The organism is Nitrospira tepida, assembly GCF_947241125.1.
Taxonomy (GTDB): Bacteria; Nitrospirota; Nitrospiria; order Nitrospirales; family Nitrospiraceae; genus Nitrospira_G; species Nitrospira_G tepida.
The window spans coordinates 301,528-320,419 of the sequence record NZ_OX365700.1 but is presented as its reverse complement, the minus strand read 5'-3'; the positions used below and the strand labels follow the sequence as shown (position 1 = coordinate 320,419).

The 18,892-nt window shown below is 60.7% G+C and carries 22 protein-coding genes and 1 riboswitch; of the genes, 13 read left to right on the top strand and 9 right to left on the bottom strand.

What is annotated here, in order from left to right:
- Positions 1 to 115: 115 nt before the first annotated feature.
- Genes QWI75_RS01575 through QWI75_RS01555 form a run of 5 tightly spaced genes read left to right on the top strand, consistent with a single transcriptional unit; the run spans position 116 to position 7,202 of the window.
- A complete protein-coding gene (locus QWI75_RS01575; RefSeq protein ID WP_289266929.1) occupies positions 116 to 1,513 on the top strand; it encodes an MmgE/PrpD family protein in 1,398 nt (465 codons plus the stop codon).
- 2 nt (positions 1,514 to 1,515) lie between these two features.
- Positions 1,516 to 2,439 (top strand): methylisocitrate lyase, encoded by a 924-nt coding sequence (gene prpB / locus QWI75_RS01570; RefSeq protein ID WP_289266928.1) that lies wholly within the window; start codon positions 1,516 to 1,518, stop codon positions 2,437 to 2,439.
- Entirely contained in the window at positions 2,417 to 3,583 is a 1,167-nt protein-coding gene (locus QWI75_RS01565; RefSeq protein ID WP_289266927.1) for a citrate/2-methylcitrate synthase, read from the top strand. Before prpB ends, QWI75_RS01565 begins: the two co-directional genes overlap by 23 nt.
- Positions 3,558 to 5,273, top strand: a complete 1,716-nt coding sequence (locus tag QWI75_RS01560) for a class I adenylate-forming enzyme family protein (RefSeq protein ID WP_289266926.1) — start codon at positions 3,558 to 3,560, stop codon at positions 5,271 to 5,273. The genes QWI75_RS01565 and QWI75_RS01560 overlap by 26 nt, the downstream gene beginning before the upstream one ends.
- Positions 5,274 to 5,294: 21 nt before the next feature.
- A complete protein-coding gene (locus QWI75_RS01555; RefSeq protein ID WP_289266925.1) occupies positions 5,295 to 7,202 on the top strand; it encodes an acyl-CoA dehydrogenase family protein in 1,908 nt (635 codons plus the stop codon).
- 88 nt (positions 7,203 to 7,290) lie between these two features.
- Here QWI75_RS01555 and QWI75_RS01550 read toward each other — a convergent pair whose 3' ends face one another.
- The 5 genes from QWI75_RS01550 to QWI75_RS22595 form a co-directional block, all read right to left on the bottom strand.
- On the bottom strand, positions 7,291 to 7,635 hold the full coding sequence (locus QWI75_RS01550) for a DUF5615 family PIN-like protein (protein WP_289266924.1): 345 nt from the start codon (positions 7,633 to 7,635) through the stop codon (positions 7,291 to 7,293).
- Positions 7,632 to 7,868 (bottom strand): DUF433 domain-containing protein, encoded by a 237-nt coding sequence (locus tag QWI75_RS01545; protein ID WP_289266923.1) that lies wholly within the window; start codon positions 7,866 to 7,868, stop codon positions 7,632 to 7,634. The genes QWI75_RS01550 and QWI75_RS01545 overlap by 4 nt, the downstream gene beginning before the upstream one ends.
- A gap of 457 nt (positions 7,869 to 8,325) precedes the next feature.
- Positions 8,326 to 8,562, bottom strand: a complete 237-nt coding sequence (locus QWI75_RS01540) for a hypothetical protein (protein WP_289266922.1) — start codon at positions 8,560 to 8,562, stop codon at positions 8,326 to 8,328.
- A 67-nt stretch (positions 8,563 to 8,629) separates the two neighbouring features.
- Positions 8,630 to 8,857, bottom strand: a complete 228-nt coding sequence (locus QWI75_RS01535) for a hypothetical protein (protein WP_289266921.1) — start codon at positions 8,855 to 8,857, stop codon at positions 8,630 to 8,632.
- Positions 8,858 to 9,885: 1,028 nt separating this feature from the next.
- A riboswitch (cyclic di-GMP riboswitch) is annotated at positions 9,886 to 9,981 on the bottom strand.
- A gap of 89 nt (positions 9,982 to 10,070) precedes the next feature.
- Positions 10,071 to 10,301 carry a BACON domain-containing protein gene (locus tag QWI75_RS22595; RefSeq protein ID WP_370693608.1) on the bottom strand — a complete coding sequence of 77 codons (231 nt, stop codon included), beginning with the start codon at positions 10,299 to 10,301 and terminating at the stop codon, positions 10,071 to 10,073.
- 69 nt (positions 10,302 to 10,370) lie between these two features.
- Here QWI75_RS22595 and istA (QWI75_RS01530) point away from each other — a divergent pair, with 69 nt between their 5' ends.
- From istA (QWI75_RS01530) to QWI75_RS01520, 3 genes are all read left to right on the top strand, one after another.
- A complete protein-coding gene (gene istA, locus QWI75_RS01530) occupies positions 10,371 to 11,708 on the top strand; it encodes an IS21 family transposase (protein WP_289266912.1) in 1,338 nt (445 codons plus the stop codon).
- Positions 11,705 to 12,487 carry an IS21-like element helper ATPase IstB gene (istB, locus tag QWI75_RS01525; protein WP_289266911.1) on the top strand — a complete coding sequence of 261 codons (783 nt, stop codon included), beginning with the start codon at positions 11,705 to 11,707 and terminating at the stop codon, positions 12,485 to 12,487. Before istA (QWI75_RS01530) ends, istB (QWI75_RS01525) begins: the two co-directional genes overlap by 4 nt.
- Before the next feature lie 950 nt (positions 12,488 to 13,437).
- Positions 13,438 to 13,812, top strand: a complete 375-nt coding sequence (locus tag QWI75_RS01520) for a hypothetical protein (protein WP_289266920.1) — start codon at positions 13,438 to 13,440, stop codon at positions 13,810 to 13,812.
- On the opposite strand, the gene QWI75_RS01515 is transcribed toward QWI75_RS01520, so the two are convergent.
- The 4 genes from QWI75_RS01515 to QWI75_RS01500 form a co-directional block, all read right to left on the bottom strand.
- Positions 13,775 to 14,236, bottom strand: a complete 462-nt coding sequence (locus QWI75_RS01515; RefSeq protein WP_289266919.1) for a hypothetical protein — start codon at positions 14,234 to 14,236, stop codon at positions 13,775 to 13,777. The two genes, QWI75_RS01520 and QWI75_RS01515, sit on opposite strands and share 38 nt — an antisense overlap.
- 126 nt (positions 14,237 to 14,362) lie before the next feature.
- Entirely contained in the window at positions 14,363 to 14,635 is a 273-nt protein-coding gene (locus QWI75_RS01510) for a hypothetical protein (RefSeq protein ID WP_289266918.1), read from the bottom strand.
- A gap of 8 nt (positions 14,636 to 14,643) precedes the next feature.
- On the bottom strand, positions 14,644 to 15,306 hold the full coding sequence (locus tag QWI75_RS01505; protein WP_289266917.1) for a hypothetical protein: 663 nt from the start codon (positions 15,304 to 15,306) through the stop codon (positions 14,644 to 14,646).
- Between the two features lie 42 nt (positions 15,307 to 15,348).
- Entirely contained in the window at positions 15,349 to 15,495 is a 147-nt protein-coding gene (locus QWI75_RS01500) for a ribbon-helix-helix protein, CopG family (RefSeq protein WP_289266916.1), read from the bottom strand.
- Positions 15,496 to 15,635: 140 nt separating this feature from the next.
- Here QWI75_RS01500 and QWI75_RS01495 point away from each other — a divergent pair, with 140 nt between their 5' ends.
- The 5 genes from QWI75_RS01495 (at position 15,636) to istB (QWI75_RS01475) (ending at position 18,872) form a co-directional block, all read left to right on the top strand.
- Positions 15,636 to 15,791, top strand: coding sequence for a hypothetical protein (locus QWI75_RS01495; protein ID WP_289266915.1), 156 nt, complete (start codon positions 15,636 to 15,638; stop codon positions 15,789 to 15,791).
- A 26-nt stretch (positions 15,792 to 15,817) separates the two neighbouring features.
- Positions 15,818 to 16,171 carry a hypothetical protein gene (locus QWI75_RS01490; protein WP_289266914.1) on the top strand — a complete coding sequence of 118 codons (354 nt, stop codon included), beginning with the start codon at positions 15,818 to 15,820 and terminating at the stop codon, positions 16,169 to 16,171.
- 184 nt (positions 16,172 to 16,355) lie between these two features.
- Positions 16,356 to 16,535, top strand: a complete 180-nt coding sequence (locus QWI75_RS01485) for a hypothetical protein (RefSeq protein ID WP_289266913.1) — start codon at positions 16,356 to 16,358, stop codon at positions 16,533 to 16,535.
- A gap of 220 nt (positions 16,536 to 16,755) precedes the next feature.
- Positions 16,756 to 18,093: an IS21 family transposase gene (gene istA, locus QWI75_RS01480; RefSeq protein WP_289266912.1), complete on the top strand. Its 1,338-nt coding sequence runs from the start codon at positions 16,756 to 16,758 to the stop codon at positions 18,091 to 18,093.
- Positions 18,090 to 18,872, top strand: a complete 783-nt coding sequence (istB, locus tag QWI75_RS01475) for an IS21-like element helper ATPase IstB (protein WP_289266911.1) — start codon at positions 18,090 to 18,092, stop codon at positions 18,870 to 18,872. The genes istA (QWI75_RS01480) and istB (QWI75_RS01475) overlap by 4 nt, the downstream gene beginning before the upstream one ends.
- Positions 18,873 to 18,892 lie beyond the last annotated feature (20 nt).

Sequence of the window (18,892 nt, the reverse complement as noted above, 5' to 3'; positions counted from 1 at the left end):
AGGGATGAGGCAAAGAACTGCGTCAATCGTCATGCGTCAACCGTCAAACGAATGAATCCCGGCTGCGCGAAGAACGATTTGACGCTCGACGAATAACGTCCCCGATGAGGTGACCATGCTTGCAGACCGTCTTGCGCGATACAGCCGGTTGCTCTGTTACGAGGATCTGCCGGGCGAGGTCGTCCATGAGGTGAAACGGCGGATCGCCGACAGTCTTGGCTGCGCGTTCGGGGCCTGGAACGCCCCGCCTTGCCGCATCGCGCGCGATCTGGCGCGGTCGGTTGCGGATGCCCACGGCGCCACGCTCTGGGGCACGAAACACAAGGCGCCGCCGGACCTTGCCGCCTTCGCCAACGGGGCGCTGGTCCGCTACCTTGACTTCAACGATACCTATCTGTCCAAAGAGCCGGCCCATCCCTCCGACAACATTGCAGCGATTCTGGCGGCGGGCGAAGCCGTCGGGGCCTCCGGCCAGCGGGTCATCCAGGCCATCGCGTTGGCCTACGAGGTCCAATGCCGGCTCTGCGATGCCGCGGCTCTGCGGCCCCGGGGTTGGGACCATGTCACCTACGGGCCGATCTCCTCGGCCCTGGCGGTGGCCAAGGTGCTGAAGTTCACGGAAGGGCAGACGCGACAGGCGGTCAATCTGGCGGGGGTCGCCAACATCGCGCTGCGCCAGACCAGAGTGGGCGATCTGTCCATGTGGAAGGCCTGCGCCTTTTCCAACGCCGCTCGGAACGGGCTGTTCGCGGCGCTGCTCGCCCGGCGTGGCATGACAGGCCCTTCGCCGATCTTCGAGGGCGAGAAAGGGTTCATGAAGCTCGTCTCGGGCCCATTCGAGCTGGCGCCGCTGGCCGGCGAAAAAGGCCTTGAACGAGCCGGCTTATTCAAGATCCTGGACACCTACATCAAACACTACCCGGTCGAATACCACGCCCAGACGGCGGTCGAGGCGGCGCTCACGTTGCGGGAAGAATTGTTGAAAAGCGAAGGATCGGAAGCGCTGACAAAGATCGCGGCGGTGACGATCGACAGTTACGACGTGGCGATCGAGATTATCGGGCGCGACCCGGAGAAATGGCGTCCGCAAACGAGGGAAACGGCCGACCATAGTTTCCCCTACTGCGTCGCGGTGGCCTTGCTGGACGGCACCGTCACGCTCCGTTCGTTCGAACCCCGCCGGCTCAACGATCCGGCTCTGCTGGAGCTGATACAGAAGGTGCGCGTCTCCCCACGACAGGATTTCGTCGGGCTCTATCCGGAAGCCATGCCGACCAGGCTGACGGTCCGTACGGCGTCCGACCGTGACTATGAGGCGCAGGTGGACCATCCGCTGGGCCATCCGAAGAACCCCATGACCGACCGGCAGGTCGAGGAGAAATTCCTTAGCTTGGTGAAGGGCAAACTGGATAAAAACCAAGCCCGCAGCCTCTTGGATCTCATCTGGAATCTCGAACGCGTGAAGGACATCGGCATTCTTTCGCGCCACATGAGCATGAAAGGAGCGGCCTGACTGTGACGGAGCGTCAAGACAGCCCAGGTAGCCGCCTGCGCCGATTGTTGGATCGGCAGATGGTCACGCTGCCCGGCGCCTTCAACGCGCTCACGGCCATCCAGATCGAACGAGCCGGCTTTGAGGCCCTCTATATCTCGGGCGCCGGCCTGTCAGCGGCCCGCGGGCTGCCGGATCTCGGGCTGCTGTCGTTGACTGAGGTGGTGTCAGACGCGGCCACGATCAGCCGCGCCGTCACGATCCCGGCTCTGATGGACGCGGATACGGGTTTTGGCTCGGCCCTGAACGTGATGAGAACCGTGGAGCAATGCGAGGCCGCCGGGCTGGCCGGTATGCAATTGGAGGATCAGGAGTTGCCCAAACGTTGCGGGCATCTGCCGGGCAAGGTTTTGGTCTCGACGAGCGAGATGGCCGACAAGCTGCGGGCGGCCTGCCTGGCGCGGAGGGACCCGGACTTCCTGATCGTCGCCCGCACCGACGCGCGGGCGGTTGAGGGGATGGAAGGTGCGGTCAAGCGGGCCTTGGCCTATATCGAAGCAGGGGCCGATGCCCTTTTTCCCGAAGCGCTCGAGTCGGCGGAAGAGTTCCGGTTCTTCGCCGAACGGATGGCGAAGGAAGGCGTCAAGGTGCCGCTGGTCGCGAACATGACCGAATTCGGCAAGACACCCTATCTCAGCGCGGGCGAGTTCGAGGCCCTGGGGTACCGGCTCGTGCTGTTTCCGGTCAGTGCACTCCGCGTCGCCGCCAAGGCGGTCGAGGAATTCCTCCATGACCTGAAGCGGGTCGGCTCGCAGAAGGACCGGCTGTCGCAGATGCAGACGCGCCGGGAACTCTACGACCTGCTGCGTTACGAGGACTATGAACGACAATCCCGTCTCTTGGAGAAGCACCATGAGGAGCGCCATGACGACACAAGCGACCGATGACGAGACCAGGACGATTCCCTATCGCCCCGGGCTCGAAGGGGTGCCGGCCGGGGAATCCGCGATCTGCCAAGTGGACGAGGGGGACCTAGGCCTGCGCTATCGCGGGTACGCGATCGGCGACCTGGCAGAGCAGGGGACGTTTGAAGACACGGCCTACCTGTTGCTCTACGGCGAGTTGCCCGGCAAGAAGGAGGCGGCGGACTTCGCCGAACGACTCCGGGCCGAGTGGCCCCTGCCTCCGTCGGCGGAGGCGTTTCTGGACCTCATCCCGCCGGCGGCCCATCCGATGGACGTGCTCCGGACCGGCATCTCCCTGCTGGGCATGGTCGATCGGGAGGTCGAGGACGGGTCGCGCCAGGCGAATCTCCGCAAAGCGATCCGGCTGTTGGCTCAGACGCCGGAACTGATCGCCGCCGTCTATCGACGGACCCGCGCTCTCCCGCGGCTCCATCCGCGCGCGGACCTGTCCCTCGCGGAAAACCTGCTCTACCTGTTGACCGGCCGCCAGGGGGATGCTCAGGCCAAAGCGATGGCCCGAGTCCTCGATATCTCGTTGATCCTCTACGCGGAACATGAGTTCAACGCCTCCACCTTCGCGGCGCGGGTCACGGCCTCGACCCTGACTGATCTCCATGCTTCCGTCACCAGCGCGATCGGCACCCTCAAGGGACCGTTGCATGGAGGGGCCAACGAGGCGGTCGCGGCGATGCTGCTGGACGTGGGCTCTCCAGCCCGGGCCGAACGTTGGGTCAGGACGGCCCTCGCCGAGAAGCGGCGCGTGATGGGGTTCGGGCATCGGGTGCTGAAGAAGGGGGACCCGCGGTCCCTGATCATTCAGCGGGAGGCCGAGCGATTGGGCCGTCTCTGCGAGAACCAGCGCTGGTACGACACGGCCGTGATCATCGACCGGATCATGCAGAAGGAGAAGCACCTCTATCCGAACTTGGATTTCTATACGGCGGTCGCCTATTTGTTGATGGACATTCCACGGGAGCTCTACACGCCCGTGTTCGTCTGTTCCCGCCTGTCCGGCTGGTGTGCCCACGTGATCGAACAGCAGGACCACAACCGTCTGATCCGGCCTCGCGCCCTCTACACGGGGCCGGCCCCGAGGACCTATGTCCCCCTCGACCGCCGTGGATGAGCGCATCGCGCGGGCGCGCGAACTGTCCGGCGAGCCCTCCTCGCTGCCCTGGCAATCCTTTGCCGAGTTCTATCGGGCTCGGGTCTACGATCCGGACCTGATCAAGCGGACTTTCCTGACCTACTACGACGACGAAAGGCAGGTCCGGCGCAGCTACACCTACGGCGAATTCAACGCGCTCGTGCAGAGGGTGGCGGCCTTTCTCCATGACCGCCTCGGGCTCGTGCGGGGTGACCGGCTTGCGACGATCCTGTCGAATCATGACATTACCGTGATGGTGTACTTTGCCGCCTGGACTTTGGGCCTTGCCGTGGTCCCCATCAACGCTGAGGAGGCGCCGGAGAAAAAACGTTACATCCTGGAACATTCGGAGGCGTCGGCGGTCCTCTGCTGGGAAGGCTCGTTCGAGGAATTGAAGCAGCTTCAGGGCGAATTGCCGGCGCTGCGCCACGTGGTGGCGCTGGAGGACGCGACCGAGCACGGATCGTTCACGATCGCCGAGCATGCGGGGCTGGACGGGGCGAGCCGCCACGTCCAATCATTGCCGCCGCATCTGCTGGACGAGGCGCTGATCGTCTATACCTCCGGCACAACCGGCCCACCGAAAGGAGTTGTGCTCACGGCGGAAAATCTGCTGATCGACGCCGACGCGATCGGCCAGTGGCACCGGTTCGGCCCGCAGGATCGGCTGATGTGCGTGTTGCCGATCCATCACGTGAACGGCATCGTGGTGACGCTCGTGACGCCGTTCTATTGCAAGGGGACCGCGGTGCTGAACCGCAAGTTCAAGACCGGGCTGTTTTGGAAGCGCCTGCACGAGGAGCAGGTCACCTGCGTGAGCGTGGTTCCGACCCTGCTGGAATTTCTGCTGGAGGCGAACGAGGACCTAACGCCCTATCACCTGCATCCGTTCGGCGGGTTCATCTGCGGAGCCGGTCCGCTGCTCAAGGACACGGCGGCCCGGTTCGAAGACCGGTTCGGCTTTCCGATCCGGCACGGATACGGCCTGTCGGAGACCACCTGCTACTCCTGTTTCCTTCCCAACGACCTCACGCCTGAGGAACATCGCCGGTGGCTCACGGCCTATGAGTTCCCGTCGATCGGCGTGCCGCTGCGCCATAACCTCATGACGATTCTCGATCAGTCCGGGGCCGCGTTGCCAGAGCTTGCGCGCGGGGAAATCTGCATCAAGGGCGGCACCGTCTGCGTTGGCTACTTCAAACGGCCCGACGCCAACGAGGCAGCGTTCAAGTGGGGCTGGTTCCGCTCCGGCGACGAAGGGTATTTCGTGAAGGACGAACAGGGGCGCCCGTTCTTTTTCATCTCCGGCCGGCTCAAGGAACTGATCATTCGCGGCGGCGTGAACATTTCGCCGCTCGAGATCGACGAGGTGCTGAAGGGTCATCCGGGGGTCAAGTTCGCCATGGCCGTGCCGTTCGAACATCGCTTCTACGGCGAGGAGATTGCCGCCTATGTCGTGCCGGCGGAGGGGCAATCGGGACTCACGCCCAAGATGCTGGAGGAGTTTTGCCGGCCGCGCCTCCCGTTCTGGAAACGGCCCAAGGTGATTCTGTTCGGGCAGGAGGTGCCTTACACTTCCACCGGCAAGCCCAAGCGACTGGAGTTGAAGGCGAAGCTGGCTTCGGAACTGGCGCGCTATCGGGACCTTCGGTTCAAGGACGTGGCGTAACAACGGAGCAGGAGCCGGATCATGGCGCAACTCTTTAAAGGACTCGAAAAGATCGAGGAAGCCCGCGAGAAGCTGACGGGCCGCAGCTTCATGGCGGGACTCTATGAAGGGCGCCCGGATTTCGAGTTGCTGTTGCCGCCGGATGAGCCGCCGGAGGAGCGGGCCGCGGGCGAAGCCTTCTGTAAGACGATTGAAGTGTTTCTCACCAGTCAGGTCGATCCTGACGAGATCGAGCGGACCGCCAAGATTCCCCCGCATGTGCTCCAAGGGTTGTTCGCGCTCGGCGCCTTCGGGATGAAGATCCCCAAAGAATACGGCGGGCTCGGCTTCTCCTACACGAACTACGGCCGGGTGCTGACCCTGATCGCCGGTTGGAGCAACATCCTGGCCTTGACCGTTGCCGTGCCACAATCCATCGGCATCGCCATGCCGGTGTTGCTGTTCGGCAGCGAGGAGCAGAAGAAGACCTACCTGCCGTTGGTGGCGCGGGAGCAACTCTCCGCGTTCGCGCTGACGGAGCCGGTCACCGGGTCGGATGCGGCGAACATTCAGACCGAGGCGATCCTGAACGAGGCGGGTGACGCCTTCATCGTCAACGGCCAGAAGCTTTGGTGCACCAACGGTCCGATTGCCCGCTTCGTCACCCTGATCGCCAGGGTGCCCGCCAAACGTGTGCAACGGGACGGCAAACCGGTCTGGGCGCCGGTGTCCGACAAGCGCCAGGCGGAGGAGTCCGTCCATTCTGCCTTCGTGCTCGACATGATGTGGCCTGGCGTGCAGGTGCGGCAACGGTGCCAGTTCGAAGGGTGCCGCGGCATCGAAAACGCCTGGATGACGTTCGAGCAGGTGCGCATTCCGGCCGGTAATCTTGTGGGCGAAATCGGAAAAGGCCTGAAGTACGCGCTGACCATTCTCAACATCGGCCGCGCCATCAGCATCCCCGCGATCTGTCTCGGGATGGCGAAGCAGGCCTGGCAGCCGACGTTGGACCGGGCGCACAGCCGGAGGACATTTCAAAAGCCGTTGGCGGAGCGGCAGACCCAACAGATGCGCATCGGCCGCATGGCAGCCGACCTGTTCGCGATGGAGTCGCTCGCCCATCTGGTTTGGCGGCTCGCGGATCAGCACCAGTTCGACATCCGCATCGAAGCCGCGATTGCCAAGATCTTCTGCTCCGAAGCCACGATCCGGTTCTTAAAGGACGCGCAGACCCTGTTCGGCGGCATGGGCTACGAGACGGCCGAGTCCAAACGCCTGCGCGGCGAGCCGGCTTTCGGGATCGAGCAACTGGTGCGCGACGCGGAGATGTACCGGATCGGCGAAGGGGCCACCGACATCCTGCGGCCGTTCGTCTCGCGCGAAGGGCTGAATCCCCATCTCGAACGCGCGCAGCCGTATTTCGAGAAGGGAACGACTGCGGGCCGACGGATGGCGGAGCTGCTCAAGCTTGCGCGGTTCTATATTCCTTGGTACCTCAAGCTGTGGAAAAAAGCGCCGCTACCAATGCGCCCGGAATTCCTGGACATGCCGGTCCTGTCCCATCTCTCCTTGGTCGAACGGCTCAGCCGGAAACTGACCAGGGCCATCCTCTACGCGATGGCGATGAAACGCGAATCCTTGCGGGACGATCAAGGAAGGCAAAACCGAATCGAGATGATCGGAGAAGACCTGCTGATAATTGCGGCTGCGACTCTAAGAGCCAGACAGGAAGAACGGGAGACCGGCCGTATGGGTGTTTGGGAACTGGTCGAGCGGGTGACGATGGACGCGAAGGAACGGATCACCCGCGCCATCCGAGAGCTGATCAGCAACCGCGACGAGGACATGGCCGCGACGGGGCGCAACGCCCTAGCCGGACGGTACGACCGGCTCAATCACGGCATCGTGCAGCGCCGACTCGACGACTACCTGCCCAAAAAGAATTCATAAAGAAGAAAGACCTTCCAGCTCAGCGGACAGCAGAGCTGGGCGTGCTGTAACTGGGGAATGGATGAGGGGCGATCCCATCTGTTCTGACTCAGGAGGAACGCGTCATACCACTTCGATGAGTGTTTCCCCACCCAGCAAGACGTTGCATGATCTCGGGCAAGAGCGGTCCTAACCAGTTCCTGCGCGAGGAGTTCGTGGCGTTGCCCAATCGCAACCAGACCACCGACGCTGGCTGAGCGACGAGTGTGGCGAGAACCGCAAAGTCCTCATCTTTCGTCATGATGATGTATCCGTGCCGCCGGGCGAACTCGAAAACGGCGCGGTCATCGAGATTCAAGCCAGGCTGATCGCTGACATAGATCGCCTCATGTGCCTTTTTGCGGAGCCAGGTGGCGAGACCGGGTGGCAGGCTGGCGTCCACGAGGAACTTCATCCAGTCCGCGCAGGCACGATACTGTGATTCAGATAGGCGGCGGCGTAGGCCATGGCGGCTCGGATGTCCTCACGCTCCAGGTAAGGATAATCGCGCAAGATCTCGTCCTCGGACGTGCCCGCTGCCAGCATATCCAGTATATCCTGGACACGAATGCGCATACCGCGAATACAGGGGCGGCCGCCGCACTTGCCCGGTTCAATGGTAATGCGTTGGAGAAGGTCGGTCTTCATGGCTGACGGCGAGGAGCCCTATCAACACGCTACGTGAGGATCGGGCGCACTATAGCACCGGCCCGGAGGTCGATCAACAAATGGAGAACTTTGACGAGCCATTGAGATCTTATTCTCGCCGTGGCGACCCCCTCCGCGTCCATCCCTTCCAGTCGAGGCTAGGAGTCTATGACGTTGCGCGGTTTTACGACAAATTGCCAAACATAAAGGAGACTGGTCATTTTCAAGGGGCGATTCCCATGGGCCATGCAAATTCGAATCGCGACCGCGCGTAGTGGTTCATCGCTGCGCGCATTGAGATGCGAGGGTGCACCTGGTAGGCGGAGGCGGAGCGGGTGAGCCATGAGGCTTATGATTTGTTCAAGGGCATGCACAAGACAAGACTTGACCCCACATTTGGTGTGTATCGCGGCGAGACCACCTGCTGCCCTCATGCAGAGGGCGTACCCTGGAGAGGTTATTCCGAGGCTTCGAGCTCGTTCAGGCGGTCGACGCCGCGGGCCGTCAAGAGATAGCAGTGCCGCACAGGATCGTGCTCGACATGCCCGCGTTCCACCAGGATCGCCATGTGGCGAGCGAGGTCAAGCGGGCCGGCCTCGATATGTGTGAACTCCTCTTCGCTCCACAACCCGCCCTTCGCCCGCAACAGGCGCAAGATCTTGCGCTGGATTTCGGTCTCTTCATCGAATGGCATGGCCGCACTCCGTGACACTGGTCCCCCATCGTGTAGAAAATTGCGAGCGCCCCTGGTCCGAGTAGGCTTAGGCGGCCTGTCTCGCGTCCTGCGGGATCACGGATTCGTCCTTGGAAGACCGCGCGACCGCGGTGCGGCTGGTCTCCGCCCACAGGCGATTGACGGCGATGCCTGGGTCCACGACATTCCCGCAGTTCATACAGCGCATCACCGTGACCCAGTGCGGCCCCATCGACTCCTGAAGATCGATGAAATGATCTTCTACCATAAGACCCTGACACCGCGGACAATTCATGCACACCTCCCTGGTTACGCAACACCGCCCCCCAGCTCCGCGGGCACATGTTCCAAGGATAAGGCCTGGCAAGAACTCTGGTAGACCCGATGAGGGTAACTCGAAAGCGGGGGATTTGATCGGAAGGCGAACGAGCGCGTGGGAACTTGCGGATCTGAGACTATCCCCTGAGCCTAGATAGTGTCAGCGACGAGGACGGCGATAGTCGAAGAACTGTCGCAGATGAGACAGGAGACGGTGGATCTCGTATAAAGAAGCGGTCCGCAGAACGGTCAAGACCTACGTGTTGGTGAACAATCGGGCCGAATGGAATGCGCCGATGACGGTTCAGGCGCTGGCCGATCGCCTCAGGGAACAGCCTTTCCCCCTGGAGTCTTGTTGTTCACTGCCGAAACATTAGTACAAGTAGAATCGCTAAGACTACGAGATTCAACAAGAAAACTCCGAGAATAATGGTGTATCGCAGCCCCACAACGGCTGTGTTCCTCCAGACCCCGAGCAACTTCAAATGGACCATGCCATTGATCAGTATAAACAGGGCCAACACTCCAAGGGGGCTAATACCTTTCAGAAGCTGCATCAAGTACAGAATTTGGGTTCGCTGCGGCATGTAGTTTCCTCCTTCCAGTCGATCTCGGCTCACCAATACTGCTCTTTCAGATTCTCGTCCCTGATTGTGCTTTTTGTAATACACGCTCTTGCTTACCTCGTTGGAATACGAGCTTTCGTTGCCGTTGTTGTCGAACGCGGTGACGACAAAGAAGTAGGTAGTCCCCGTGGTAGCCCGCTCGCCACGTAACTGGTCACGTTCCCCTTGATGATGGCGATGGGCGCGCCGTAGACCCACAATACGAGCCCATACAGGGAGAGTGTGAACACCTCACTGAAGGTGAAACGCGTGGGTCTGTGATCTGTGCGAGGCATGGTTCCGGTCCTCCTTGGTTACATCCGGCGCTGGCTACCACGCTCGTTTGGGTAACTGCAGGGGAAGGACACATGCAGGTTACCGAAGTCACCCATCGAGCCAGCGTGGCAGCCAGACTGACCGTCGGGTCTCTTCTAGGTTCCGATGAGGTCTCTTAGCTTTGCGTCCCGCCTTTACAGGCGGTTTGCCCTTGTCACGGGACGAACCTCGCTCTGCGTTTCACCAGAACGTGATCCATCCTATTGGTTGTTAAGCAGACGCGGGTACCGTCGAAGTCACGGGAGTCGCCTATGGGGTATTGGTTGCGCTGGCGGCCGAGACGGTGATCACTCCATTGTAGGTCCCGTCTGCCACCCTGGAGAGGTTAACGGCCGCCGTGATGGTGCTGCCGCATTGCGTGGCGGTGAGCCAGTTCGCATTGTCCACGACGGCCCAGGTGAGGGTCCCGGTCCCCGGGTTCGTGACTGTGATGGTCTTGGATGCGGGGTTACTTCCGCCGGTGGTCCCGCTGAATGTCAGCGGTCATCCAATAATCCCCAGGTGTGGTCATTGAATTTTCCCCACCCTCCTAACTGAAGGAGGAGGGAGATGGGACTTGACGAGACGGGAGCGTCGGCGATCATGCGTGCCCAGGGGGACCAATCTGGGGAGGCATGCATGGTGGATCAGGAGCGATGGGCGGAGATTCGACGGTTGTTTCACGAGGAGCGGGTGTCCATTTCAGCGATTGGGCGGCGGTTGGATCTGGATCGCAAGACGGTCCGGCGCAGTCTGCGGCAGACGACGTGGCACCCCTATCGCCGGGCAGCGGTGGCGGAGACGCTGCTCACCGCCCATGCCGACTTTGTGCGGACCCGCGCCCCGCAGGTGGGGTACTCGGCGCGGATTCTCTACCAGGAACTGCGGGCGAGCCGGAGCTACACCGGCAGTTATGAGACGGTGAAGCGGTGTGTGGCGCCGCTGCGCGAGGTCCAGCTGCAAGCGGAGCGGGCCCTCCTCCGCTTTGAGACCCCGCCGGGGCAGCAAAGTCAGATTGATTGGGGCCAGGCCACCGTGCCCTTCCGCACCGGTCCCGTCGTGGTGCACGTGTTCGTGCTCACCTTAGGGTTCAGTCGCCGCGGCTTCTATCACGCGTGTGCCGATGAGCGCCTGGCGCAATTTCTGGAGGCCCATGAACGGGCCTTTGCCCATTTCGGCGGGCACACCCGCGAGCATCTCTATGATCGTCCGCGCACCGTGTGCTATGCGGATGAGACCGGCCGACGCCTCTGGAATCCCACGTTCAAAGCCTTTGCCGACTATTGGGGCTTTGAGCCCCGCGTGTGTCGGCCCTACCGGGCGCAGACCAAAGGCAAAGTGGAATCGGGCGTGAAGTATGTGAAGCGGAACTTTCTGCCCGGGCGGACGTTTGTCGACGTGGTGGACTTCCAGGCCCAGCTCGACGAATGGAACGTGACGATCGCCGACCAGCGCCTGCACGGCACGACTCATGAGCGACCGATCGCGCGGTTTGAGCGAGAACGCGAGCACCTCGTGCCACTGGCGGGCCAGCGCGGCTTCCAGCAGGAGGCGCGGGTCTCGCGGATCGTGGCTGAAGACTATCTGGTCAGCTTCGACACGAATCGGTATTCCGTGCCCTTCCGCCTGATTGGGCAACGGGTTGAGGCGCAACGGCGGGGCGACACCATCCATATCTTCCATCGCGACCGCGAGGTGGCCACCCATCCCGTGTTACCCGGCCGCCACCAATTCCGCATTCTGCCGGAGCACGGCCCCGGCGCCAGTGCCCGCATTGCGCGCCAGCGCCGGTCAACCCTGAGCGAACTGGCCACTCACCCCGGTGCGGTCCCGGAGGTCGAAGTGCGGGATCTGGCGTGCTACGAGGCGGTGTGCGGGAGCGCGGCGGCGCACGAGGTGCAGCCATGAACCCGGCGCAACTGGAACGGCTCCGTGAACAGCTGACGCGGCTGCGGCTCCTGAAGAGCCGCGAGCGGCTCGACGCCCTCTTACAGGAGGCGGCGGCCAAGGACCTGTCGTATGCGGACTTCCTCGATCAGGTCCTCAGTGAAGAAGTGACCGCCAAAGCGGAGAAGAACATTACGATGCGCACCAGTCTCGCGCGGTTTCCGTTTGTGAAGAGTCTGGAGGTCTTCGACTTCGCCTACCAGCCGTCGCTGGATAAGAAGCAGATCCAGCAAGTGGCCACCTGCCACTTCATCGAGCACGGCGAGAATCTCGTGATCTTGGGGCCGCCCGGGGTCGGCAAAAGCCACCTGGCCATCGGGCTGGGGCTCAAAGCGATCGAGCGAGGCTATCGGGTGTTGTTCACGACGGCCGCCGCCATGATCGCCACACTGACTCGAGCCCTGACGGAGAATCGGCTGGAGGACAAGCTGAAGCTCTACACGATCCCGCGGTTACTGATCATCGATGAGATCGGCTATCTGCCCATTGACCGCACCGGGGCCAACTTGTTTTTCCAACTCATCTCGCGTCGCTACGAGAAGGGGCCGATGATTCTCACCAGTAACCAGAGTTTCGGGGCCTGGGGGGAGGTCTTCGGGGACCGGGTGCTGGCGACCGCGATCCTGGATCGGGTCCTGCACCACGCCATCACCATCAATATCCGTGGTCATTCGTACCGGCTCAAGGAGAAACTTAAAGCCGGTTTGGTGCGCGTCGAAGAAGCCGCCACGACCACGTAACCAGGGTGGGGAGTTTTCGATGACCATAACTGGGGAAATTTGGGTGACCCTTGACACCGCTGAACGCCAAGCAGATCGGGCTGAGCCCGATCGTCGGCTGCGCCGGCCTGGCCGGTTCTCTGATTCTCGTGGCAGGCCCGCGACTTCCGCACAGGGCGGGGCCTTCCGCGGGGCGGAGGTCCTGCCCTCTTTCCCATCACAGGGCTATGGCGTCTTGTTGACCGACAGCGGGTGAGGTCGTCAATCCGACCGTCGCCCCAACCATGACAATCGGCGAAGTGAGGGTTTTCTTTGGAGGAGAGGGCCGCGAGTGACGGGCCTCGTGCCGGCGGCCCTGGCGCGAAGATCCTGCGGGCCTGGGAAGAGCCCATCAGAAGGGCTGAGCGGGGGGGCGAGGATTTTTTGGAAGTATCCGTTTTGCTCGTTTCTCTCAGCTCTGCGTGTGGGGTCTTCTGAACACGAAGGTATGCTTTAGCGATGGAGTTCTCCGATCAACAGAGTCCCCGATCACGAGAATGCAGTCGAGTGTCCAGTCATCACTGCGATATGATCATGTTCCGCGGTAGAGACAAGTGGTCTCACGTGACAAGATTTGACCAGTGTGGGCAAAAATCCACAGTGAACAATGCTCCTATTTCTCTGTTGAGATGAGAATGGTTCCGGCGATTCGAAGTCGCTTAGGATCAGGTTTCCTGCTCGCCCCAAGCGATCCATCTGGCCGTAGGTATTGGTGAATCTCGACGACCCACTGCCCGCCAAGATCAAGGTATCGTATAATCTGGCTCCGGGTTCCCTCAGGTTGCCCGCGAAGGCTCGGATTTTGCAGTACTCTGTCCTTGATTATTTGGGGCACAAGAAGCCCCCTGGCGATCATGCTCGGATATTGACTGTTGTTGAAAGTGGTCCGTATAGTCTCTGGCGGGACGCGCTTTACTCTTTCAGGAGGCATTATGATTTCTGAACTCCTCCAAACCTCAGCCTTAACTCAGGAGATTATCCAGTACCTCAGCAGGGAGCGATCAGCTTCCGAGTTGGAGGAGTGGCTTGTGGGCAACCTGCAGGACATCCTTGACTCCGGAGATCATAAAGCCATCGAAATCGCCAACCAGGTTGACGCACTCCTCATTGAAAAAGGGGAGCAGTTACTCAGCGAGGATCAATTTCGGGATAGCGTCTACGCACTGTTAATCGAGAAAGGTCTTCCTGCCGAGTTCAACTCAAGTGCCTCAGGGAATACGGTCATCCACACGGAACCGATGATCCTGGCACCAACCATCTACTTTCGCGTTAGCCACTCATTTTCACAGGCTGGGGCAGGTAAATAATCCTGAACGGGATGCGCGAGACGCGCCGCACCCTTCCCTCTCCTGACAGATAGATATCAAACCACCAGAGCCCCGGCACATCGAACAGTATCTGCATGTCAGCGCAGATCCCTACTCCTCTGTCTCCTGGTGACTCAAAGTTCACAGGATATACAGCCGCTTGCAACTTCTCATTGTTCGGCTTTATGGGCTGAATACTGATTTGATAGGTCCCGAGCGCCTCACCCGACTTGAAATTCAGGACCAACGCAAAACGATAAGGAAATGGCTCCATCACATCAGGGCCGGGTGCCGCATGCGTGACTCGGTCGATGATACGGATCGCTGACATGACCCCGTCCTGCTCTCGTAAGACCTTTTCACAGATAAAGGCCGCGTTGAGGTAGGGACCGAATTCATCTGGTGTGCGCATTTCCTCTGCCATAGGCTGTTCCTTCCCCTTCATTGGGCTCAAGTGAGGCGCAGTTCGTTCCTACTACACCTTCGGCAAGATCCCCCACCACTCCAGCTCCACCAGCTACGCTTCCGCCGGGCGGAGGTCCTGCCTTCCTCAGGTTCTCAGATTCGGGTCTTGATCGATGGCCTTCAATTCTTCGAGTCTTGTTCGGCCCATCTCGGCCAAGTAGTATCGGCCGCTTCTCGGCTCAATACACTTCTGATCCTCAAGTCGTTTACGGGCAAGCTCATAGCCATGAGACATATCCTTTGTCTTCTGGGATTCTGCCAACTCCCAGCGCCTGAATTCCTCGTCGCTACGCCCGTCTGGATGGTTATGGTATTCCAGAACCGCTTTCTCGTACTGAGTATCTTTTTGCAACGGCATGGCTCCTCCTATCGTCCCTTCGGCAAGATCCCCCGTTTTTCCAATTCCGCCAGCTTGGCCACCGGCTGGTGTTCTGTGATGCCAAGGATGTTTCGAAAAGAATGTTCTATTTCATGTCGAATCTGTTTAACCGGCTCGTCCAGCTCTAATATTTTGGCCCCAAAACCTTTTGGGTCCTGTATCCCTTGTGTTAAGTCGTCCGGTGCTCTCTCTCCTGCGAAGCGTTGAAGAAGTCCCAACTTAATAACCAACTGTTCTATTAGGTCGCACAAACCGTCTGGAAAGTAGATTTTACGAGGCTCGAAATAATCTTCGAACGCCCTGAATTTAGACAGTGCCTCCCGATAGTAATCAGGCTGTCCACCCTTCCCATATATTAAGGCGATCCTAATAGCAGAATGGGCATCAACCAACTTGGCATACAACTCGGCAATAGCCTCCGCCCGCTTCTCATGGAGTTTTGCAAAGGTGGTTTCCTGCTGGAAGGCGGCGATTCGAAGGTCCGCCCGAAGCCGCTCCAGTTCTTTCTCATTAATCGATTTCAGGTCGGCCTTGAAACGTTCGAGATCCATGGACAAGAGATGCTTCGATAAGAACTTGGCGAGAAATACAAAGGCAGCGGAAGCAAAACCGGTAGCTGTGAGGGTGGTGACGAACGTATTCCAGTCCATCCCTACTTTCCCTTCGGCAGCAGCCCCTTCTTCTCTAACTCCTCAGCGGCTCTCGCGCCGCTTTTCCCGGTACTTCTTCATCAAATCCCTTAGCCCTTCCTCAACGAGTTCATTCATCGGTTTTCCCTCATCGACGGCCAGGTGCTTGATTTCTTTCATCAGGGAATCAGGTAGGCGAATCCCGAACATCTTCCGATCTGAGGAGGGCTTGGGGGTAGGCATGGCGGAAAACCTTACCTGATAACAACTTATGTCGTCAAACCACCTAGCTTGATAACTAACTACATAATAAGTTATCATATTATGTAGTTATCACAAAGGAGGTGCGTATGAAGCTGGTGCGGATTCTCATCATGGTGCCGGAGTCGGTGAAGAAGCGCCTGGATGCGATGCGGGCCAAGGGCTACACGTACAGCGGTTTCATCCGGCATGTGCTGGAGCGGGAATTCAACGAGGGTCCCAAGCCCGCGAAGAAAGGCGGGTGAGAGGACAACCCAAGGGGGGGAGAGAAATGAAGACCACGAAACGGAAACCGAAACGGGAAACCTTGTACGTCAACGGGGTCAAGGGCGTGGCGACTGAAACGATGAACGGAACAATCCAGACCGGGCGTTATGGGGTCCGTTTCCTCTCCGACTTGGGGGCGCAGTTGAACGGGACCTACAAGGCCACCTGGGACGCGGAACGGCGAGTGCTCCGATTTCGGACCGATCGACAGACGGCGGATCGGCTGTCCAGGCTGACGGGGCAGATCACGATGGAATTCAGGACCGGCAGCCGTCGCCGCCCGGGGGGATTACTCTTCGCGAGCGTCCATGCGGCGATCTTGAACGAGGATCATTCGGTGGAATGGCTCATTAACTAGGGGGTGAAGCGATGAGTCACACGTTGAGACGACGAGGGGTGCAGCGAACGTGCGAGAGCGAACTGTATCGAGCGTTGGCGCAAGTGAAGGCGAGGCTCTCAGCGCGCGATTTTCAGGCGCTCTGCATGCTGCTGGCGCTCCTGGCCCTTGGGGTCGCTGATGGACAGAAGAAAGGAGGCCGACGATGAACGGAGCCTTGCCATTCGTGGATGCGGTGAAACAAGCGGCAGACCAGATGCTCCTCGTGGGGTACCTGGCGGGCGGAATCGTGCTGGTGGTCGGTGTCGCCCTCGTCCTTCATGAAGCCTATCTGGAAGCGAGACGGAACGCCGGTCGCGTCTGGAAGGATCGGGAGGAAGGCTGAGCAACTGAAAGGAGGAGGCATGAGCAAACCGAATCAGGACCAACTGACTGAACTCTTCGGAGAGCCGATCAGCCGGTACAGGGATCAGGAGGCGCTGTCGGACGGTGCGATCGTGGACATTTCATCCTGTGGTGTGAGGTTCAGGTGTCAGCGGTCATCCAATAATCCCCAGGTGTGGTCATTGAATTTTCCCCACCCTCCTAACTGAAGGAGGAGGGAGATGGGACTTGACGAGACGGGAGCGTCGGCGATCATGCGTGCCCAGGGGGACCAATCTGGGGAGGCATGCATGGTGGATCAGGAGCGATGGGCGGAGATTCGACGGTTGTTTCACGAGGAGCGGGTGTCCATTTCAGCGATTGGGCGGCGGTTGGATCTGGATCGCAAGACGGTCCGGCGCAGTCTGCGGCAGACGACGTGGCACCCCTATCGCCGGGCAGCGGTGGCGGAGACGCTGCTCACCGCCCATGCCGACTTTGTGCGGACCCGCGCCCCGCAGGTGGGGTACTCGGCGCGGATTCTCTACCAGGAACTGCGGGCGAGCCGGAGCTACACCGGCAGTTATGAGACGGTGAAGCGGTGTGTGGCGCCGCTGCGCGAGGTCCAGCTGCAAGCGGAGCGGGCCCTCCTCCGCTTTGAGACCCCGCCGGGGCAGCAAAGTCAGATTGATTGGGGCCAGGCCACCGTGCCCTTCCGCACCGGTCCCGTCGTGGTGCACGTGTTCGTGCTCACCTTAGGGTTCAGTCGCCGCGGCTTCTATCACGCGTGTGCCGATGAGCGCCTGGCGCAATTTCTGGAGGCCCATGAACGGGCCTTTGCCCATTTCGGCGGGCACACCCGCGAGCATCTCTATGATCGTCCGCGCACCGTGTGCTATGCGGATGAGACCGGCCGACGCCTCTGGAATCCCACGTTCAAAGCCTTTGCCGACTATTGGGGCTTTGAGCCCCGCGTGTGTCGGCCCTACCGGGCGCAGACCAAAGGCAAAGTGGAATCGGGCGTGAAGTATGTGAAGCGGAACTTTCTGCCCGGGCGGACGTTTGTCGACGTGGTGGACTTCCAGGCCCAGCTCGACGAATGGAACGTGACGATCGCCGACCAGCGCCTGCACGGCACGACTCATGAGCGACCGATCGCGCGGTTTGAGCGAGAACGCGAGCACCTCGTGCCACTGGCGGGCCAGCGCGGCTTCCAGCAGGAGGCGCGGGTCTCGCGGATCGTGGCTGAAGACTATCTGGTCAGCTTCGACACGAATCGGTATTCCGTGCCCTTCCGCCTGATTGGGCAACGGGTTGAGGCGCAACGGCGGGGCGACACCATCCATATCTTCCATCGCGACCGCGAGGTGGCCACCCATCCCGTGTTACCCGGCCGCCACCAATTCCGCATTCTGCCGGAGCACGGCCCCGGCGCCAGTGCCCGCATTGCGCGCCAGCGCCGGTCAACCCTGAGCGAACTGGCCACTCACCCCGGTGCGGTCCCGGAGGTCGAAGTGCGGGATCTGGCGTGCTACGAGGCGGTGTGCGGGAGCGCGGCGGCGCACGAGGTGCAGCCATGAACCCGGCGCAACTGGAACGGCTCCGTGAACAGCTGACGCGGCTGCGGCTCCTGAAGAGCCGCGAGCGGCTCGACGCCCTCTTACAGGAGGCGGCGGCCAAGGACCTGTCGTATGCGGACTTCCTCGATCAGGTCCTCAGTGAAGAAGTGACCGCCAAAGCGGAGAAGAACATTACGATGCGCACCAGTCTCGCGCGGTTTCCGTTTGTGAAGAGTCTGGAGGTCTTCGACTTCGCCTACCAGCCGTCGCTGGATAAGAAGCAGATCCAGCAAGTGGCCACCTGCCACTTCATCGAGCACGGCGAGAATCTCGTGATCTTGGGGCCGCCCGGGGTCGGCAAAAGCCACCTGGCCATCGGGCTGGGGCTCAAAGCGATCGAGCGAGGCTATCGGGTGTTGTTCACGACGGCCGCCGCCATGATCGCCACACTGACTCGAGCCCTGACGGAGAATCGGCTGGAGGACAAGCTGAAGCTCTACACGATCCCGCGGTTACTGATCATCGATGAGATCGGCTATCTGCCCATTGACCGCACCGGGGCCAACTTGTTTTTCCAACTCATCTCGCGTCGCTACGAGAAGGGGCCGATGATTCTCACCAGTAACCAGAGTTTCGGGGCCTGGGGGGAGGTCTTCGGGGACCGGGTGCTGGCGACCGCGATCCTGGATCGGGTCCTGCACCACGCCATCACCATCAATATCCGTGGTCATTCGTACCGGCTCAAGGAGAAACTTAAAGCCGGTTTGGTGCGCGTCGAAGAAGCCGCCACGACCACGTAACCAGGGTGGGGAGTTTTCGA

What these genes read in the sequence shown, in the direction of transcription:
- QWI75_RS01575 (WP_289266929.1), top strand. Translation starts at nt 116, where the DNA reads ATGCTTGCAGACCGTCTTGCGCGATACAGCCGGTTGCTCTGTTACGAG.
- QWI75_RS01565 (WP_289266927.1), top strand. Translation starts at nt 2,417, where the DNA reads ATGACGACACAAGCGACCGATGACGAGACCAGGACGATTCCCTATCGC.
- QWI75_RS01560 (WP_289266926.1), top strand. Translation starts at nt 3,558, where the DNA reads ATGTCCCCCTCGACCGCCGTGGATGAGCGCATCGCGCGGGCGCGCGAA.
- QWI75_RS01555 (WP_289266925.1), top strand. Translation starts at nt 5,295, where the DNA reads ATGGCGCAACTCTTTAAAGGACTCGAAAAGATCGAGGAAGCCCGCGAG.
- QWI75_RS01550 (WP_289266924.1), bottom strand. Translation starts at nt 7,635, where the DNA reads ATGAAGTTCCTCGTGGACGCCAGCCTGCCACCCGGTCTCGCCACCTGG.
- QWI75_RS01545 (WP_289266923.1), bottom strand. Translation starts at nt 7,868, where the DNA reads ATGAAGACCGACCTTCTCCAACGCATTACCATTGAACCGGGCAAGTGC.
- QWI75_RS01540 (WP_289266922.1), bottom strand. Translation starts at nt 8,562, where the DNA reads ATGCCATTCGATGAAGAGACCGAAATCCAGCGCAAGATCTTGCGCCTG.
- QWI75_RS01535 (WP_289266921.1), bottom strand. Translation starts at nt 8,857, where the DNA reads ATGAATTGTCCGCGGTGTCAGGGTCTTATGGTAGAAGATCATTTCATC.
- istA (WP_289266912.1), top strand. Translation starts at nt 10,371, where the DNA reads ATGGGACTTGACGAGACGGGAGCGTCGGCGATCATGCGTGCCCAGGGG.
- istB (WP_289266911.1), top strand. Translation starts at nt 11,705, where the DNA reads ATGAACCCGGCGCAACTGGAACGGCTCCGTGAACAGCTGACGCGGCTG.
- QWI75_RS01520 (WP_289266920.1), top strand. Translation starts at nt 13,438, where the DNA reads ATGATTTCTGAACTCCTCCAAACCTCAGCCTTAACTCAGGAGATTATC.
- QWI75_RS01515 (WP_289266919.1), bottom strand. Translation starts at nt 14,236, where the DNA reads ATGGCAGAGGAAATGCGCACACCAGATGAATTCGGTCCCTACCTCAAC.
- QWI75_RS01510 (WP_289266918.1), bottom strand. Translation starts at nt 14,635, where the DNA reads ATGCCGTTGCAAAAAGATACTCAGTACGAGAAAGCGGTTCTGGAATAC.
- QWI75_RS01505 (WP_289266917.1), bottom strand. Translation starts at nt 15,306, where the DNA reads ATGGACTGGAATACGTTCGTCACCACCCTCACAGCTACCGGTTTTGCT.
- QWI75_RS01500 (WP_289266916.1), bottom strand. Translation starts at nt 15,495, where the DNA reads ATGTTCGGGATTCGCCTACCTGATTCCCTGATGAAAGAAATCAAGCAC.
- QWI75_RS01495 (WP_289266915.1), top strand. Translation starts at nt 15,636, where the DNA reads ATGAAGCTGGTGCGGATTCTCATCATGGTGCCGGAGTCGGTGAAGAAG.
- QWI75_RS01490 (WP_289266914.1), top strand. Translation starts at nt 15,818, where the DNA reads ATGAAGACCACGAAACGGAAACCGAAACGGGAAACCTTGTACGTCAAC.
- QWI75_RS01485 (WP_289266913.1), top strand. Translation starts at nt 16,356, where the DNA reads ATGAACGGAGCCTTGCCATTCGTGGATGCGGTGAAACAAGCGGCAGAC.
- istA (WP_289266912.1), top strand. Translation starts at nt 16,756, where the DNA reads ATGGGACTTGACGAGACGGGAGCGTCGGCGATCATGCGTGCCCAGGGG.
- istB (WP_289266911.1), top strand. Translation starts at nt 18,090, where the DNA reads ATGAACCCGGCGCAACTGGAACGGCTCCGTGAACAGCTGACGCGGCTG.